Origin of the sequence: Virgibacillus sp. L01 (assembly GCF_052246775.1) — a bacterium.
GTDB lineage: Bacteria > Bacillota > Bacilli > Bacillales > Amphibacillaceae > Lentibacillus.
In genome coordinates, this window is sequence record NZ_JBQQCP010000014.1 from 42,263 (window position 1) to 58,082 (window position 15,820).

At 39.8% G+C, this 15,820-nt stretch carries 24 protein-coding genes; all 24 read left to right on the forward strand.

Annotation, left to right across the window (positions count from 1 at the left end; all coding sequences use genetic code 11):
- Positions 1–28 precede the first annotated feature (28 nt).
- Positions 29–214 (forward strand): type Z 30S ribosomal protein S14, encoded by a 186-nt coding sequence (locus tag ACTWQM_RS18860; protein ID WP_110396545.1) that lies wholly within the window; start codon positions 29–31, stop codon positions 212–214.
- Between the two features lie 30 nt (positions 215–244).
- On the forward strand, positions 245–643 hold the full coding sequence (gene rpsH, locus ACTWQM_RS18865; RefSeq protein ID WP_375053992.1) for a 30S ribosomal protein S8: 399 nt from the start codon (positions 245–247) through the stop codon (positions 641–643).
- Positions 644–674: 31 nt separating this feature from the next.
- Positions 675–1,211 carry a 50S ribosomal protein L6 gene (rplF, locus tag ACTWQM_RS18870; protein WP_443259697.1) on the forward strand — a complete coding sequence of 179 codons (537 nt, stop codon included), beginning with the start codon at positions 675–677 and terminating at the stop codon, positions 1,209–1,211.
- 32 nt (positions 1,212–1,243) lie between these two features.
- A complete protein-coding gene (gene rplR, locus ACTWQM_RS18875; RefSeq protein WP_443259698.1) occupies positions 1,244–1,606 on the forward strand; it encodes a 50S ribosomal protein L18 in 363 nt (120 codons plus the stop codon).
- A 24-nt stretch (positions 1,607–1,630) separates the two neighbouring features.
- A complete protein-coding gene (gene rpsE, locus ACTWQM_RS18880; RefSeq protein ID WP_443259699.1) occupies positions 1,631–2,134 on the forward strand; it encodes a 30S ribosomal protein S5 in 504 nt (167 codons plus the stop codon).
- Positions 2,135–2,147: 13 nt separating this feature from the next.
- Complete coding sequence (rpmD, locus tag ACTWQM_RS18885) at positions 2,148–2,330, forward strand: 50S ribosomal protein L30 (protein WP_092494496.1); 183 nt, start codon at positions 2,148–2,150, stop codon at positions 2,328–2,330.
- 31 nt (positions 2,331–2,361) lie between these two features.
- Positions 2,362–2,802 carry a 50S ribosomal protein L15 gene (rplO, locus tag ACTWQM_RS18890; protein ID WP_209481479.1) on the forward strand — a complete coding sequence of 147 codons (441 nt, stop codon included), beginning with the start codon at positions 2,362–2,364 and terminating at the stop codon, positions 2,800–2,802.
- Entirely contained in the window at positions 2,802–4,094 is a 1,293-nt protein-coding gene (gene secY, locus ACTWQM_RS18895) for a preprotein translocase subunit SecY (protein ID WP_443259700.1), read from the forward strand. The genes rplO and secY overlap by 1 nt, the downstream gene beginning before the upstream one ends.
- A gap of 35 nt (positions 4,095–4,129) precedes the next feature.
- A complete protein-coding gene (locus ACTWQM_RS18900; protein WP_443259701.1) occupies positions 4,130–4,774 on the forward strand; it encodes an adenylate kinase in 645 nt (214 codons plus the stop codon).
- A gap of 184 nt (positions 4,775–4,958) precedes the next feature.
- Complete coding sequence (locus tag ACTWQM_RS18905; protein ID WP_443259702.1) at positions 4,959–5,294, forward strand: KOW motif-containing protein; 336 nt, start codon at positions 4,959–4,961, stop codon at positions 5,292–5,294.
- Complete coding sequence (gene infA / locus ACTWQM_RS18910; RefSeq protein ID WP_092494491.1) at positions 5,272–5,490, forward strand: translation initiation factor IF-1; 219 nt, start codon at positions 5,272–5,274, stop codon at positions 5,488–5,490. Before ACTWQM_RS18905 ends, infA begins: the two co-directional genes overlap by 23 nt.
- 35 nt (positions 5,491–5,525) lie before the next feature.
- Positions 5,526–5,639 carry a 50S ribosomal protein L36 gene (rpmJ, locus tag ACTWQM_RS18915; RefSeq protein ID WP_010095733.1) on the forward strand — a complete coding sequence of 38 codons (114 nt, stop codon included), beginning with the start codon at positions 5,526–5,528 and terminating at the stop codon, positions 5,637–5,639.
- A gap of 23 nt (positions 5,640–5,662) precedes the next feature.
- A complete protein-coding gene (gene rpsM / locus ACTWQM_RS18920) occupies positions 5,663–6,028 on the forward strand; it encodes a 30S ribosomal protein S13 (RefSeq protein ID WP_443259703.1) in 366 nt (121 codons plus the stop codon).
- A 22-nt stretch (positions 6,029–6,050) separates the two neighbouring features.
- Entirely contained in the window at positions 6,051–6,440 is a 390-nt protein-coding gene (rpsK, locus tag ACTWQM_RS18925) for a 30S ribosomal protein S11 (protein WP_443259704.1), read from the forward strand.
- 229 nt (positions 6,441–6,669) lie between these two features.
- Positions 6,670–7,614, forward strand: a complete 945-nt coding sequence (locus tag ACTWQM_RS18930; protein WP_443259705.1) for a DNA-directed RNA polymerase subunit alpha — start codon at positions 6,670–6,672, stop codon at positions 7,612–7,614.
- Between the two features lie 252 nt (positions 7,615–7,866).
- The gene (gene rplQ / locus ACTWQM_RS18935; RefSeq protein ID WP_375053982.1) at positions 7,867–8,220 is read left to right on the forward strand and encodes a 50S ribosomal protein L17; all 354 of its coding nucleotides are present in this window, start codon (positions 7,867–7,869) and stop codon (positions 8,218–8,220) included.
- A 240-nt stretch (positions 8,221–8,460) separates the two neighbouring features.
- Entirely contained in the window at positions 8,461–9,300 is an 840-nt protein-coding gene (locus ACTWQM_RS18940; RefSeq protein ID WP_443259706.1) for an energy-coupling factor ABC transporter ATP-binding protein, read from the forward strand.
- Positions 9,276–10,145: an energy-coupling factor ABC transporter ATP-binding protein gene (locus tag ACTWQM_RS18945; protein WP_443259707.1), complete on the forward strand. Its 870-nt coding sequence runs from the start codon at positions 9,276–9,278 to the stop codon at positions 10,143–10,145. The genes ACTWQM_RS18940 and ACTWQM_RS18945 overlap by 25 nt, the downstream gene beginning before the upstream one ends.
- Positions 10,142–10,945 (forward strand): energy-coupling factor transporter transmembrane component T family protein, encoded by an 804-nt coding sequence (locus ACTWQM_RS18950; RefSeq protein WP_443259708.1) that lies wholly within the window; start codon positions 10,142–10,144, stop codon positions 10,943–10,945. Before ACTWQM_RS18945 ends, ACTWQM_RS18950 begins: the two co-directional genes overlap by 4 nt.
- Before the next feature lie 24 nt (positions 10,946–10,969).
- The gene (truA, locus tag ACTWQM_RS18955; protein WP_443259709.1) at positions 10,970–11,725 is read left to right on the forward strand and encodes a tRNA pseudouridine(38-40) synthase TruA; all 756 of its coding nucleotides are present in this window, start codon (positions 10,970–10,972) and stop codon (positions 11,723–11,725) included.
- A 577-nt stretch (positions 11,726–12,302) separates the two neighbouring features.
- On the forward strand, positions 12,303–12,740 hold the full coding sequence (gene rplM, locus ACTWQM_RS18960) for a 50S ribosomal protein L13 (RefSeq protein ID WP_443259710.1): 438 nt from the start codon (positions 12,303–12,305) through the stop codon (positions 12,738–12,740).
- Positions 12,741–12,759: 19 nt separating this feature from the next.
- Positions 12,760–13,152 (forward strand): 30S ribosomal protein S9, encoded by a 393-nt coding sequence (gene rpsI / locus ACTWQM_RS18965; RefSeq protein ID WP_443259711.1) that lies wholly within the window; start codon positions 12,760–12,762, stop codon positions 13,150–13,152.
- A gap of 119 nt (positions 13,153–13,271) precedes the next feature.
- Positions 13,272–14,444 (forward strand): GNAT family N-acetyltransferase, encoded by a 1,173-nt coding sequence (locus tag ACTWQM_RS18970; protein WP_443259712.1) that lies wholly within the window; start codon positions 13,272–13,274, stop codon positions 14,442–14,444.
- A 258-nt stretch (positions 14,445–14,702) separates the two neighbouring features.
- Positions 14,703–15,752: a hypothetical protein gene (locus ACTWQM_RS18975; protein ID WP_443259713.1), complete on the forward strand. Its 1,050-nt coding sequence runs from the start codon at positions 14,703–14,705 to the stop codon at positions 15,750–15,752.
- Positions 15,753–15,820: the final 68 nt, after the last annotated feature.

Genomic DNA, 15,820 nt, shown 5'->3' on the forward strand with positions numbered 1-15,820 from the left:
CTAGGAGCTAATACAAGGAGGGAAAATTGTGGCTAAAAAATCAATGATTGCGAAACAAAAACGCCCACAAAAGTACAAAGTACGTGAATATACACGTTGTGAACGATGTGGACGCCCACATTCTGTAATTCGTAAATTTAAACTTTGCCGTATTTGTTTCCGCGAACTTGCCCATAAAGGTCAAATTCCTGGTGTCAAAAAAGCAAGCTGGTAAACCCCGATTCGGGAAGGAGGTAATGTAGTAATGGTTATGACAGATCCAATCGCAGATATGCTAACTCGTATTCGTAATGCAAACATGGTGCGCCATGAAAAGTTAGAGCTTCCGGCTTCAAAAATCAAGAAAGAAATCGCCGACATCCTTAAACGTGAAGGTTTTGTACGTGATTATGAATTTGTTGAAGACAATAAGCAAGGCGTTCTGCGTATTTTCCTTAAGTACGGTGCAAGCAACGAACGAGTAATTACAGGTATCAAACGTATTAGTAAGCCAGGTTTGCGTGTCTACGCAAAAGCTGACGAAGTACCTCGTGTACTAAATGGCTTGGGTATTGCTGTTGTATCAACATCAAATGGAGTGCTTTCTGATAAAGAGGCGCGCACACAAGCTGTTGGTGGCGAAGTACTAGCGTACGTTTGGTAATTTATACTTTTAAAGACAGGAGGTGCATGGGATGTCTCGTATAGGACTTAAACCAGTGGAAATTCCAGAAGGTGTTGAAGTAAACATTAATGGAAACACTGCTACAGTAAAAGGCCCCAAAGGTGAATTAACAAGAGATTTTCATCAGGATATGAAAGTCGTTATAGAAGACAATGTTTTAACTGTTGGACGTCCAAGTGACCATAAAGAATACCGAGCTCTACACGGTACGACTCGTAGTCTGATTGGTAACATGATTGAAGGAGTTCATAAAGGTTTTGAGAAGAAACTTGAAATCACTGGTGTTGGTTACCGTGCTTTAAAACAAGGCGATAAAGTCGTTATTAACGCAGGTTATTCACATCCGGTTGAACTTGACCCGATTGATGGTATCGAGATTGATGTTCCTAAAAACACTCAAATTATCGTAAAAGGTATCAGTAAAGAATTGGTCGGTGAGGTTGCAGCAAATATTAGAGCAATCAGACCACCAGAACCTTATAAAGGTAAAGGTATTCGCTATGAAGGTGAATATGTACGACAAAAAGAAGGTAAAACTGCTAAGTAAGGTTAGTTAGGGAGCAGAAAGGAGTGACCTAGATGATCACAAAGCCTGACAAAAACGCTGTACGCAAGAGAAGACATGCGCGTGTTCGTAAATCCGTTGTTGGAACAACTGAACAGCCTCGTCTGAATGTGTACCGTTCAAATAAACACATCTATGCACAATTAATTGATGATACGCAAGGAGTTACTGTTGCAAGTGCTTCTACAAAAGAAAATGATTTGAAGATTGAAGCAACAGGTAATGTAGATGCAGCTAAGCAAATCGGAGAATTGGTTGCAAAACGTGCCCACGATAAAGGTTTCAAATCGGTTGTGTTTGATCGCGGAGGCTACCTTTATCATGGACGTGTGAAAGCATTAGCTGACGCTGCCCGCGAGGCAGGTCTTGAATTTTAATCGATAGATAAAGGAGGGACATAGATGCATACTAGCATTGATCCGAACAAATTAGATCTTGAAGAACGCGTTGTTACAATCAACCGTGTAGCAAAAGTTGTTAAAGGTGGACGTCGCTTCCGCTTTGCTGCATTGGTTGTAGTTGGAGATAAAAACGGCCATGTAGGTTTTGGTACAGGTAAAGCACAGGAAGTACCAGAAGCAATTAAAAAGGCTGTTGATGATGCAAAGAAAAATCTAATCACAGTACCAATCGTTGGAACAACTATTCCACATCAAATTAATGGAAGATTTGGTTCAGGTAACGTGTTAATGAAGCCTGCAACTGAAGGTACTGGAGTTATTTCCGGAGGACCTGTTCGTGCTATACTAGAACTTGCAGGTGTCGGCGATATATTAACAAAATCACTTGGTTCAAATACACCAATCAACATGATTCGTGCAACACTAAGTGGACTATCAAACTTAAAACGTGCAGAAGACGTAGCAAAACTACGTGGAAAGTCTGTAGAAGAACTGTTAGGATAAGGAGGGAAATACTATGTCTAAAAAATTAGAAATCACCCTCACGCGAAGTGTTATTGGTCGGACAGAAGTACAACGCCAAACTGTTCAAACACTAGGTCTGAAAAAAATTCATCAATCCGTAGTTCGTGAAGATACTCCAGCTGTACGCGGCATGGTCAACAAAGTATCTCATCTCATAGCGGTTAAAGAAGTTTAATTAAACATTAGCGTAAAGAGGAGGTGCTCGAATGAAACTTCATGAATTGAAGGCGTCAGAAGGAACTCGCAAAAAGCGTAATCGCGTAGGTCGTGGGATGTCATCTGGTAACGGAAAAACTTCCGGAAGAGGACATAAAGGACAAAAAGCACGTTCAGGTGGAAACACTCGTCCGGGCTTTGAAGGTGGCCAATTGCCATTATTCCAACGTCTGCCTAAACGAGGATTTACAAATATTCACCGTAAAGAATTTGCGATTGTAAACTTGGATGCATTAAATAAATTTGAAGAAGGCACAGAAATCACACCTGAGCTATTACTTGAAGAAGGTGCCGTTAGCAATCTTAAAGCTGGTATCAAGGTACTAGGTAAGGGTGCTGTTGAAAAGAAACTTACTGTAAAAGCTCATAAGTTCTCTGCTTCAGCGAAGGAAGCTATCGAAGCAGCGGGCGGTAAAACAGAGGTGATTTAATGTTCCGTACGATTTCCAATTTAATGCGAGTAGGTGACATTAGACGGAAAATCATATTCACACTATTAATGTTAGTTGTTTTCCGTCTTGGTACATTTATTCCAGTGCCATATACAGATAAAGAAGCTATTGATTTTATGAATCAACAAAACGTATTCGGCTTTTTAAACACATTTGGTGGTGGGGCATTACAAAACTTCTCCATTTTCGCGATGGGGATTATGCCTTACATTACTGCAGCGATTATTATGCAATTACTGCAAATGGATGTTGTACCAAAGTTCACTGAATGGAAAAAGCAAGGAGAAATGGGCCGCAAGAAGTTAGCACAAATTACTCGTTACGGCACAGTTGCACTTGCGTTTGTCCAGGCGATCGCGATGTCAATTGGTTTTAATGCAATGGCTGGTGGATTATTAATAGCTGACCCGAGCGTATTAAAATTTATTATCATTGCTCTCGTACTAACAAGTGGAACAACATTCTTGATGTGGTTGGGTGAACAGATCACAGCAAATGGTGTTGGAAACGGAATCTCTATTTTAATTTTTGCTGGTATCGTAGCAGCGGTTCCAAATGGAGTAAATCAATTATATAGCCAGTATTTTGTAGATCCTGGTGATGAGTTATTTATTAACATTATAATTGTTGCATTAATTGCATTGGTGGTAGTAGCAGTAGTTGTCGGAGTTATCTTTATTCAGCAAGCACTGCGTAAAATTCCAATTCAATATGCTAAAAAGCTTGTAAATCGTTCTCCAGTAGGTGGACACTCAACACATTTACCGTTAAAAGTAAATGCTGCCGGAGTTATCCCGGTAATTTTTGCAATAGCATTTATTATCGCGCCAAGAACGGTTGCAGGGTTATTTGAAGGTAATGAGTTTGCTGCAACAATTGAATCGATATTTGATTATACCCAGCCAATTGGCATGGTCATTTATGTAGCATTAATCATTGCATTCACCTATTTCTATACGTTTGTTCAAGTAAATCCAGAACAAATGGCAGAGAACTTGCAAAAACAAGGTGGATATATACCGGGTATTCGTCCTGGTAAAAATACAGAAACGTATCTTACACGCGTTATGTATCGTTTAACATTTGTAGGGTCTATCTTCCTAGCAGCTGTTTCTGTGCTTCCTATCCTCTTAGGTGGTCTTGCAAATCTGCCGCAAGCAGTACAAATCGGTGGCACAAGCTTACTAATCGTTGTAGGTGTTGCACTGCAAACCATGAAACAATTGGAAAGTCAGTTAGTAAAGCGACACTATAAAGGTTTTATTAAGTAAACAGATTGCTGCCAATGAGAGCGAGGGGAAAGTTGTTGAATTTAATTTTGATGGGTCTGCCTGGTGCAGGTAAAGGTACACAAGCAGAAAAAATAAACGAAAAGTATCAAATCCCTCATATTTCAACAGGAGATATGTTCCGGTTAGCGATTAAAGAAGGAACAGACCTTGGTAAGAAGGCTAAGGAATTTATGGACCAAGGTGAACTTGTTCCGGATGAAGTAACAATAGGAATTGTAAAAGAGCGTTTAGGAAAAGATGATTGTAAAAATGGTTTTTTATTGGATGGATTTCCAAGAACTATTGCACAAGCTGAAGCATTGCAATCTCTTTTAACCGACTTGAAGGAATCAATTGACTATGTCCTGCATGTAGATGTACCGGAAGAAAATTTAGTGGAGCGTCTAACGGGTCGTAGAATTTGTCCGAATTGTGGAGCAACCTATCATGTCATGTATAATCCTCCTAAACAGTCAGGAATATGTGATAATGATGGCTCTGAACTGATACAACGTGAAGATGACCAAGCAGATACGGTGAAAAAGCGTTTGGAAGTTAATATGAAACAAACGCAACCGTTATTGGATTTTTATCAAGAAAAAGGATATCTTGTAACTGTTGACGGTGATCAGGAAATTGATCAAGTCTTTCGGGATATTCAAACGAAAATAGAAAAGTAAGTATTTTTGGCTGTATTACCAGCACAGGATAGATGCAATTCTTTTTTGTTAAAGTTATAATGGAAGTCGTATATTATGCGGCAGCATGCGTATTACTTGATATAACAGTGACACAGAATAGCAACTGGTAGTGTGCCTGTGATTGGCAGGATTTAAATAAAAGCCTAAGTGAAGGTGATCGTTGTTGAGCGAAACTGATTCGATTCCGCGGATAGGTCAAGTTGTTCGTATAAAGCAAGGGCGAGAAGCAGGGCAATATGCGATAATATTAAAATTGTTAGATGACCGATTTGTCTTGCTTGCAGATGGGGAAAAACGTAAATATGATCGACCAAAGAAAAAGAATCTGCATCATATTGAAGTTATGGATTATATTTCTCCGGAAGTCCAAAACAGCCTTCTAGAAACTGGTCGTGTCACAAATGGTAAGTTACGATTTGCCATAGATAAATTTGTCAAAGAAATTGTGACTGATTTAATGAAGGGAGATCAACACGATGGCGAAAGACGATGTAATTGAAGTGGAAGGTACCGTAACTGACACATTGCCGAATGCACAGTTTAATGTCGAACTTGAAAATGGCCATACGGTTTTAGCCCATGTATCTGGCAAAATCCGTATGCATTTCATCCGCATTTTACCTGGTGATAAAGTGACGGTAGAACTTTCCCCGTATGATTTAACAAGAGGACGAATTACGTACCGTTATAAATAGACGAGTGAGCTCCGATATAAAAGGAGGTAAAGATGATGAAAGTAAGAGCATCTGTAAAGCCAATATGTGAAAAATGCAAAGTCATTAAACGTAAAGGCAAAGTAATGGTGATTTGTGAAAACCCTAAACACAAGCAAAAACAAGGCTAATAAACAAGGAGGTGCATTGAGATATGGCACGTGTTGCAGGTATAGATATTCCCCGTGATAAACGTGTAGTTATTTCATTAACCTATATTTATGGTGTTGGAAAAACTACTGCACAGGAAGTCCTTAAAGAAGCAGGCGTTTCAGAAAGTACTCGTGTACGTGATTTAACAGAAGATGAATTAGGCAATATCCGTAAAGCAATTAATGACTTTACAGTTGAAGGTGATCTTCGTCGTGAAGTATCCCTAAACATTAAACGTCTAATCGAAATCGGTTCTTATCGAGGAATCAGACACCGTCGCGGATTGCCGTTGCGTGGTCAAAAAACGAAAAACAATTCGCGTACTCGTAAAGGTCCGCGTCGTACGATGGCAAACAAGAAAAAGTAACGTAAAGGAGGTAAGCTAATCAATGGTTCGTAAAACAAATACTCGTAAGCGTCGTGTGAAAAAGAATATTGATACGGGTGTCGCACACATTCGTTCTACATTTAACAACACAATTGTTACAATTACGGATGTTCAAGGGAATTCTATTGGCTGGAGCTCTTCTGGCGCGCTAGGATTTAAAGGCTCTCGTAAGTCTACACCTTTTGCTGCACAAATGGCCGCTGAATCGGCAGCGAAAACTGCAGTTGACAACGGTATGAAAACATTAGAAGTAACTGTTAAAGGCCCTGGTGCTGGACGTGAAGCAGCAATTCGTTCACTACAGGCAGCAGGATTGGAAGTTACGGCTATCCGTGACGTAACCCCAGTACCTCATAATGGTTGTCGCCCACCAAAACGTCGTCGTGTATAATTGTACTGTATAGAATTTGTCACCCTGTCTATAATGGGTTATGATAGCTAAAAGTATAAAGCATAAGGGGAATTCCCTTTTGAACAGACTTTACTATACAACATGACAGAGAAAAAGAGTACGAATGAAATTTAATAGCGCAGAAACGCCAACTGCCTATTTGAGGAATTTCGGTTAGACGCGAAAAGTCTAACCGGGGTTTCGACGTTTTAAAGGAGGGTTTTATTGAATGATCGAAATTGAAAAACCAATAATAGAAACGGTAGAAATCAGCGATGATGCTAAGTTTGGAAAGTTCGTCGTGGAACCGCTTGAACGTGGATATGGTGCCACTCTAGGAAACTCCTTGCGTCGTATCCTATTATCCTCACTTCCGGGTGCTGCTGTTACATCAGTTCAAATGGATGGAGCACATCACGAGTTTTCAACAATCGAAGGGGTTGCTGAAGACGTAACAACAATTATTTTGAACTTGAAAAAGCTTGCTCTAAAGATTTACTCAGAAGAAGAGAAAACCTTAGAGATTGATGTGCAGGGAGAAGGAAAAGTTACGGCTGCAGATCTGACATATGATAGTGACGTAGAGGTATTAAATCCTGACCTACCACTTGCTACAATAAACAGCAAAGGTAAATTGCATATGAAGATTACGGCAGAACGAGGCCGCGGCTATCGTCCAGCCGATGCAAACAATCATGATGAGCGACCAATCGGAGTAATTCCGGTTGATTCAATCTTTACACCAGTATCACGTGTAACTTATCAAGTCGAAAATACCCGTGTGGGGCAAGTTGCAAACTACGATAAATTAACAATGGATGTATCTACAGATGGAAGCATTCGCCCTGAAGAAGCAGTTTCTTTAGGTGCAAAAGTCTTTACAGAGCATCTGAATATTTTTGTAGGTTTGACAGATGAAGCACAAAACGCAGAAATTATGGTTGAAAAAGAAGAAGATCAAAAAGAAAAAGTTATGGAAATGACAATCGAAGAACTCGATTTATCTGTCAGATCCTATAATTGCTTAAAACGTGCTGGAATTAATACAGTTCAAGAGCTTTCAAATAAATCTGAAGAAGATATGATGAAGGTGCGTAACTTGGGTCGCAAATCACTAGTAGAAGTAAAAGTAAAACTAGAAGATTTAGGCTTAGGCTTACGTGACGACGACTGATCGATACAGACACCTTTAGAATAGAACAAAAGCGGAAGTGCCTGTTCAACGGCGTATGAACTGGACTGACCTGTTCAAGATAAAGGAAATCCAAAAGTGGTTTTCTTTTGTGATTGACTTATTGAAGTACAGGGAGGGAAGTTCACTAGACGTTAGGCGCTGGAGCTGGACGTGGCCCTGCGCAAATGTTCAATAATCAAGGTTACTAGAAGTAATTAATATCTATGTAACAGTATAAGGGAGGGATAGTCCATGGCTAGAAAATTAGGTCGTACAACAGACGCTCGTATGGCACTACTTCGCAACCTTGCATCTGATTTGATTATTCACGAACGGGTTGAAACAACAGAAGCAAAAGCGAAAGAGTTAAAATCAGCGGTAGAGAAAATGATTACACTAGGGAAACGCGGCGATCTTCACGCGCGTCGTCAAGCAGCAGCTTTCTTGTATAATCAAGAAGCGAACGAAAACGAAAGTGTTATGCAAAAACTCTTCGATGACGTCGCTGCACGCTACGAAGACAGACAAGGCGGATATACACGCGTTCTTAAGCTAGGAGCTCGTCAAGGTGACGGAGCAAAAATGGCAATCATTGAACTAGTTTAATGAATACGTGCGCTTAAGGGGCAGGACTGAATCTCTTCCATGAGGTGAATCCAAGCCCTTTTTTTGTATGCAGAATTAAGCAGAGGACTGTTTATAGGTGGACACGTGGAGACTTCGATAGAACGAAGTAACATCTACAGAAGAGCAGGAACGTCGATAAAACTGCCAAACATCTACTGGAAAATCCGAATATAACCTATGCTCCACCCAGCATGAAACAGAGCAGGAGGTACTATCACTATGAGAACAAAGCTAGTAGAATTTAGAAATGTGTCATTTAGGTACACGGAAGAACTTCCCTGGGTGTTGAAAAATTGCACGTTCGAAATCTATGAAAATGAGGAAGTTGCGATTATAGGCCATAATGGTTCTGGTAAATCAACTATTGCCAAGTTAATGAATGGCTTACTTTTTCCGCAAGAGGGCACAATCTTTATTAACGGAAAACAAGTAACACAAGATTCTATTTGGGAAATTCGGAAAGATGTTGGCATGGTTTTTCAAAATCCTGACAATCAGTTTGTTGGAACAACTGTACAGGATGATGTTGCATTTGGCATGGAAAATCGCGGGATACCACGTCCGGAAATGGTTAAACGGATCAATGAAACGCTTTCTGCAGTAGGTATGATGGATTACCTTATGACTGAACCACATAAACTTTCTGGAGGACAAAAGCAGCGAGTGGCCATCGCAAGTGTCTTAGCTATTTCTCCGCAGGTTCTCATATTGGATGAGGCTACTGCCATGCTGGATCCAAAAGGTCGAACAGAAATTATGGAAACAATCTCAAGTGTCCAGGAAGAACATCAACTTTCATTGATCATGATTACGCATGACCTGCAAGAAGTAGTTAGAGCTGAGCGTGTAATTGTGATGAATGAAGGTGGAATATGGGATGAAGCATCACCGCGTGAAGTTTTTGCAAAAAAAGATGAACTGCGGAAAATTGGTTTAGATGTGCCATTCATTGCGATTTTGTCAGATGCGTTAGTAAAATCAGGGGTATCGATTACAAATGAACCCTTAAATCAGGGAGAACTTCTGGAGGAACTATGGACATCAAATTCAAGAACGTAAACTATATTTATCAACCAGGCACACCATTTGCACATCAAGCAATTGAAGACCTTTCTTTTACTATTCCATCAGGTTCATTTGTAGCAATAATTGGACACACTGGCTCTGGTAAGTCGACACTTATTCAGCATCTTAATGGTTTAGTTCGTCCTAGTTCTGGAGAAGTTACGATCGGTGATTTTCATTTAACAAGTGATGCAAAAGTCAAAAATATGAAAGCATTACGAAGTCGCGTTGGCGTTGTTTTTCAATATCCGGAACACCAATTGTTTGAAGAAACCGTCGAAAAAGACATAGCATTTGGACCAGAAAACTTTGATGTTGAAAAGGATGAAATTCAACAAAGGATTCGGGAGATAACACCTGAAGTAGGAATATCGGAAGAGTTATTAAAACGCTCACCATTTGAATTGAGTGGCGGGCAAATGCGAAGAGTAGCTATTGCAGGGGTTCTTGCCATTAGGCCTGAGGTTCTTGTGTTGGATGAGCCGACTGCAGGACTTGATCCACGCGGCCAAAAAGAAATGATGAATATGTTCAATGAAATGCATAATCGGCAAGGACTCACGACCATTCTTGTAACTCATAGTATGGAAGATGCCCTTACATATGCCGATCATGTAATAATATTAAACAAAGGCACTAAATATATGGAGGGGAAGCCGGAAGAAGTGTTTACTCAGAAAGAAGCACTTCAAAAGGTCCAACTCGAAGTACCGGATATAATCCAATTTTTGAATGCCTTCGAGGAAAAATTTGGGGAAATTATACCATACAGGCGGCAATCAATTGAGGAAATTGCAAGTGAGATTCAGCAAGTTATAGAGGGAGCTGAATCATCATGAGCAATTCACTGATCATCGGGCAGTATGTCCCCGGTCAATCTATCATTCACCGGTTGGATCCGCGCACAAAGATTATCATTATTTTCTTTTTTGTGTTTATCGTATTTTTTGCAAACTCTGTTTTAAGCTATGGTGTTCTAACCGCCTTTGCGTTAGCAAGCATGTTTACGACTCGAATTCCGATGTACTATATTATCAAAGGATTAACACCTGTATGGTTCCTAATAGTGTTTACGTTCCTATTGCACCTGATCGTTACAAAAGAAGGATCAGTACTCATTGAATTTTTAGGTTTTAAAATTTACTCAGGTGCACTTATTCAAGGTTTTGCTATTTCGATGCGGTTTTTCCTGCTTATTCTAGTGACATCACTCCTGACCTTAACAACAACACCGATTGAAATAACAGATGCAATTGAAAACTTACTTCATCCGTTGAAAAAAATAAAGTTCCCTGTCCACGAGCTTGCACTTATGATGTCTATTTCATTACGATTTATTCCGACGCTTATGCAGGAAACAGAAAAAATATCAAGAGCACAAGCATCACGAGGTGTGGATTTTCGGACGGGTCCGCTAAAAGAACGTGTAAAGGCAGTTGTTCCCTTACTGATTCCGCTTTTCGTCAGTGCATTCAAGCGTGCTGAAGACCTTGCAATGGCCATGGAAGCACGTGGCTATCATGGAGGTGAAGGCCGAACAAAATTACGGGAGTTAAAAATCGAAAAACGTGATATATTTATTTATATTTTGTTTATCATTGTAGTTGCCGGTCTGCTTTTTACAAGAAACTGGAGTTAGACAGCAAGAAGGGTTGGAAGAAGCATGGAGAAAATCAAATGTGTTATAAGCTATGATGGTACGAACTTTTCAGGCTTTCAAATCCAGCCAAGGACACGTACTATTCAGGGAGAACTGGAAAAAGCATTAACTAAAATTCATAAAGGGGAGCATATCCGGGTACATGCTTCTGGACGTACAGACACAGGAGTGCATGCAAAGGGTCAGACAATCCATTTTCAAACACCCTACACACTACCTATCGATAATTGGAAACAGGCGCTTAACACCCTTCTTCCTGTCGATTTAAACGTATATCAAGTTGAGGTAGTCCCAGATTCATTCCATGCTCGCTATGATGTCGCCGAGAAAGAGTATCGTTATTATGTCTGGAATGAACGGGAGAAAGATGTTTTTAAGCAAAATTATTTGTACCAATTTCCATATTCCCTTGATATTCAAGCGATGCGAGAGGCGTGCCGTTATTTTGAAGGTACCCATGATTTCACTACATTTTCATCAGCCAAAGCAACTATAAAAGGAAGCAAAATACGCCATATGTATGAAGTAACCTGTAATAAAGAAGGAAGTCAGATCGAGTTTATCTTTCGTGGAAGTGGTTTTTTATATAATATGGTACGGATTATCATCGGGGCTCTTTTGGATATTGGACAGGGAAGGCGTGAACCATCAGATATTATTGATCTATTGGAAAAAAAGGATCGGAGGCTACTAGGTGAAACTGTGCCAGCACAAGGATTATATTTATGGCAGGTCAAGTATGAAGAACCTTACCAGTAAGCAAAGGATTCAGTATTGTTCAGAGCGTTCTATCCTTGTGAAGCTAAACACTTCGGCGACCGTATTGCCTAAGTACATTTAGCGGAACCGGGATCAATTTTACTTGTCGGATCCTCATTCCGTTATTTTCAATAAATCGGGTGTTTGAAGCACGTTATGTAATCCTCATTCCGCTATTTGTGCTTCACACCCTTATTTTTTCATTGTTTGGAGCAATTAGCGGAACGAGGATTCATCTCATCTTCTTTGGGGCGACTTTTCCTTCAATTAACGGAATGAGGATCCGCACCGCAGATTTATCGCTTCCTCATTCCGCTAATTATTGGACTCCTCACATAAGCAGCAATGACATTGTGAAAGGAGAATTTTCTAGATGCGCGGTTAAAAACCAATCAAATCTACGAAAAGAACTTCTTTTAAAAAATACTTCTAAAGCTTGACAAATGCATCAGTTATAGTATATGATGATTATTGGCATTTTATTTCTAAAACCGCGATTAGCCCCGGAATCTAATTGTGATGAATATATAGGAATAACAACTGAAACGAATTATTGAAATATGGAGGGAAAACCATCATGCGCACAACTTTCATGGCTAATGAAAATAACATTGAACGTAAATGGCTAGTTGTGGATGCTGAAGGTCTACGTTTAGGCCGGTTGGCAAGTGAGGTTGCTGCAGTCCTTCGCGGGAAGCATAAACCAACCTACACACCACACGCTGATACAGGTGATAATGTAATTGTTATTAACGCTGAAAAAATAGAACTATCAGGTAATAAATTGAATGACAAAATGTACTATCGTCATACAGGCCACCCAGGTGGAATAAAAGAACGCAATGCAAATGAAATGCGTACAAAGTACCCTGAACAAATGATCGAGCTTGCTATCAAAGGCATGCTTCCAAAAGGTCCTTTAGGCCGTAAAATGGGTAAGAAATTGCACGTATTCAGAGGTTCTGAACACAATCATCAAGCACAAAAACCAGAAGTTTACGAGCTTCGTGGATAATTAAAAGGAGGTTAATCAATTGGCACAAGTACAATACTACGGCACTGGTCGTCGTAAAAGATCAACTGCACGTGTACGTCTAGTTCCAGGAACTGGTCGTGTAGTGATAAATGACCGTGATGCACATGACTACTTTCCATATGAAACGCAACTATTAATTTTAAATCAACCACTTGCAACTACTGAAACACAAGGAACTTATGATGTTTTAGTAAACGTGCATGGTGGAGGATTTACTGGCCAAGCTGGTGCTATCCGCCACGGTGTCGCTCGTGCGCTTCTAAAAGCAGATCCTGAATACCGCGGTTCCCTAAAACGCGAAGGATATCTAACACGTGACGCACGTGAAACAGAACGTAAGAAATACGGTCTTAAAGGCGCTCGTCGTGCACCACAATTCTCAAAACGTTAATATTTTTTATTCAAAAGCGCTCTTCCTTTATCGGAAGAGCGCTTTTTTGATTTTTGATAGAGCTTACCGTGAAACTCTAGTATTATGAATATATGGATAAGAGTAAGGAGGAAAAATCATTGAACAAGATAAAAACTCTAACTGAAACGGACTATGATAAGGTATTTTCATTGTCGCAATATGCATTCCAACATGATCTGACTGAAGAAGCTTTAATCAAAAAGCAGGAGGAAGCAAAGCGGCACACTATATGGGGCTGGATGGAGAATGATCAGTTGGCGGCAAAGCTCCACCTCATTCCACTGTCCTGTTATATTAATGGCCAAGCGTTTGAAATGGGCGGGATAAGTTCTGTTGCAACATGGCCGGAGTATCGCAGACAAGGTGCAGTGAAACACTTGCTTCACCATGCACTTAAACACATGAGGGAACAGGGACAGGTTTTATCGTTTCTGCATCCATTTTCTTTTTCCTTTTATCGGAAGTATGGTTGGGAACATACTTTTTCGGAAAAAAAATACACCATTCCACTGGAAAAGTTAAAACGCAATTGGGGAGCTAATGGATATATACGACGTGTTGATTCAGAAGTATCCATGCTACATAAGATTTACACAGATTACGCCAAACAATTTAACGGTACGCTTGTCCGTGACGAGAAGTGGTGGGAGCAGCGTGTATTTAGGGGGGATTGGCATAAAGCAATCGCTTATAATGAAAATGACCAGGCAGAAGGTTATATCTTATACAAAGTGAAAGAAGAAAAAGTAACCGTCCATGAACTGGTATATAACACTCTGAATGCACAAAAGCTACTGCTCCAGTTCATTGCCAATCATGATTCGATGGCCGAAACAGTAGAGATGGTTGTACCGGAAAATGATAGCCTCCCTCTTTTACTCGATGAGCCAAGATTCACTCAAGAGACGGAAGCTTATTTTATGGCTCGTATTGTGGATATACTGGAATTCCTGAAGCAATACCCGTTCCATGATGGTGACACACAATTACTTTCCATACATGCAGTAGATTCTTTTCTTCCGGAAAACAGCGGGGTATATCAGCTGAGACAAATCGGCAGTGAAACAAAAGTAACCCATCAGTTAGATGAAGAGTGGAGGAATCAGGATGGAATTCATTGCACAGTCCAGTACCTTACATCGATGCTGTTAGGATATAAACGGCCAATGGAGCTATATCATCTTGGGCTAATCCAAGGTAATCAGGAACAAGTTAAGCAGCTGGATCAAATTATACCGAAGCGGCAAACCTTTTTTCCGGATTTCTTTTAATTCAACCTTCGCAGCGTAAAATGAACGCACAAACCTTCAAGGAATAAGAAAGGCTGAAAATAACTACTTGAGTTGACTTTGGATCAACGGTGCGTCTTTGATATATAATGCGAATTAACTTTATCGTAAATTCCTTGCATTCTTTATAAGATGAGTGCTAAACCATCGCTGCGGAAAAATACTCGCTTTCCATGGGGAACGCTTCAGCTGATTACAGCCAATGAAATGTACCAACAGTGACATCTTTTTTACCACTTAATGACAAGAAGTATAGCTGTTGAGAATTTCATTGTAAAAAATGAATATCTAAGTAAATTAAGAGAAGGAAATGTTCAGTTCAGATATAAATTATATGATGTTGACGATACTGTGATCGCTTATTACTTTACTGTGAAAAAAAATGGTGAAAATGTTGGGTACTTTGTAACTTCCGCCCGTGAGAATATTGATCCCATGCTACAATATGGATATGGTGATAATATTGGAGCAAATTTTGGCAATGAAATAAATAAAGGTAACAAAATTTATTACTTAGGCGGTCTTCAATATATGTATGCAAAGAACTCTACTGGACTAAAAGATAAGTATAAGAAAGCAAAACAGAAAAGTTTAAAACACAGCTCAGAAGCTTATAAGGAAATAAAAGAAAATAAACTTCAGGGATTAGAAAAAAGAAAAGATCGCAGCCCTGGATGGGAAGCATTACTAAAAAATATAGATTCCACTAGTAATGCAACGATTGCTAGTACTAGTTGGAAGGTTCTAAGCGTTGACCGAATTGGGCAAAGGAGATCAGGTACAGATCATCCAGATTCTTCATGTGGTCCTGCTACAGGGGCGATGATTGCTGATTATTACCATGATGTTCTTGGCTATTCAGTTAGGGATAATGCAACTTATGGTAGCTGGGCAGAGCTCACTAACCACTTATACCGAGAGATGGATACAAGAGCTTGGGGTACTTCTATGAATAATTGGAGAGAGGGTATGTTGTACCATGTGAGGCATGATTCTAGTTACAGCGCTTGGTCAGCTCGTCAGTGGGGCGGGGTAGGTCACGGTAATCTATTCGTACAAGCGATTGACAGCTATGATCCTGCTGCTTTAAGATTCGATTATTTTGTACAAGATAGTACAGAACATCAATACCATTTTGTAGCAGGTATTGGTTATAATAAAAACGGTAGTTTTACTGGAGATCTTCATGTAGCATATAAGAACCCGGATGGTGGAAAAAACAATGATGAAACACATTGGATAGATTGGACTGTAAATGATCAGGATTTTACGTTTGCCTATATGCAATAAAAACAATGTGATTCAAAAAAACCAAATGTAAGTTTTGGTTTTTTTGAATCCATAATTTATATTTAAGG

Bases quoted from the DNA above. Each gene is read 5' to 3' on its own strand.
- rpsH (WP_375053992.1), top strand. From the start codon at position 245: ATGGTTATGACAGATCCAATCGCAGATATGCTAACTCGTATTCGTAAT.
- rplF (WP_443259697.1), top strand. From the start codon at position 675: ATGTCTCGTATAGGACTTAAACCAGTGGAAATTCCAGAAGGTGTTGAA.
- rplR (WP_443259698.1), top strand. From the start codon at position 1,244: ATGATCACAAAGCCTGACAAAAACGCTGTACGCAAGAGAAGACATGCG.
- rpsE (WP_443259699.1), top strand. From the start codon at position 1,631: ATGCATACTAGCATTGATCCGAACAAATTAGATCTTGAAGAACGCGTT.
- rpmD (WP_092494496.1), top strand. From the start codon at position 2,148: ATGTCTAAAAAATTAGAAATCACCCTCACGCGAAGTGTTATTGGTCGG.
- rplO (WP_209481479.1), top strand. From the start codon at position 2,362: ATGAAACTTCATGAATTGAAGGCGTCAGAAGGAACTCGCAAAAAGCGT.
- secY (WP_443259700.1), top strand. From the start codon at position 2,802: ATGTTCCGTACGATTTCCAATTTAATGCGAGTAGGTGACATTAGACGG.
- infA (WP_092494491.1), top strand. From the start codon at position 5,272: ATGGCGAAAGACGATGTAATTGAAGTGGAAGGTACCGTAACTGACACA.
- rpmJ (WP_010095733.1), top strand. From the start codon at position 5,526: ATGAAAGTAAGAGCATCTGTAAAGCCAATATGTGAAAAATGCAAAGTC.
- rpsM (WP_443259703.1), top strand. From the start codon at position 5,663: ATGGCACGTGTTGCAGGTATAGATATTCCCCGTGATAAACGTGTAGTT.
- rpsK (WP_443259704.1), top strand. From the start codon at position 6,051: ATGGTTCGTAAAACAAATACTCGTAAGCGTCGTGTGAAAAAGAATATT.
- ACTWQM_RS18930 (WP_443259705.1), top strand. From the start codon at position 6,670: ATGATCGAAATTGAAAAACCAATAATAGAAACGGTAGAAATCAGCGAT.
- rplQ (WP_375053982.1), top strand. From the start codon at position 7,867: ATGGCTAGAAAATTAGGTCGTACAACAGACGCTCGTATGGCACTACTT.
- ACTWQM_RS18940 (WP_443259706.1), top strand. From the start codon at position 8,461: ATGAGAACAAAGCTAGTAGAATTTAGAAATGTGTCATTTAGGTACACG.
- ACTWQM_RS18945 (WP_443259707.1), top strand. From the start codon at position 9,276: ATGGACATCAAATTCAAGAACGTAAACTATATTTATCAACCAGGCACA.
- ACTWQM_RS18950 (WP_443259708.1), top strand. From the start codon at position 10,142: ATGAGCAATTCACTGATCATCGGGCAGTATGTCCCCGGTCAATCTATC.
- truA (WP_443259709.1), top strand. From the start codon at position 10,970: ATGGAGAAAATCAAATGTGTTATAAGCTATGATGGTACGAACTTTTCA.
- rplM (WP_443259710.1), top strand. From the start codon at position 12,303: ATGCGCACAACTTTCATGGCTAATGAAAATAACATTGAACGTAAATGG.
- ACTWQM_RS18975 (WP_443259713.1), top strand. From the start codon at position 14,703: ATGACAAGAAGTATAGCTGTTGAGAATTTCATTGTAAAAAATGAATAT.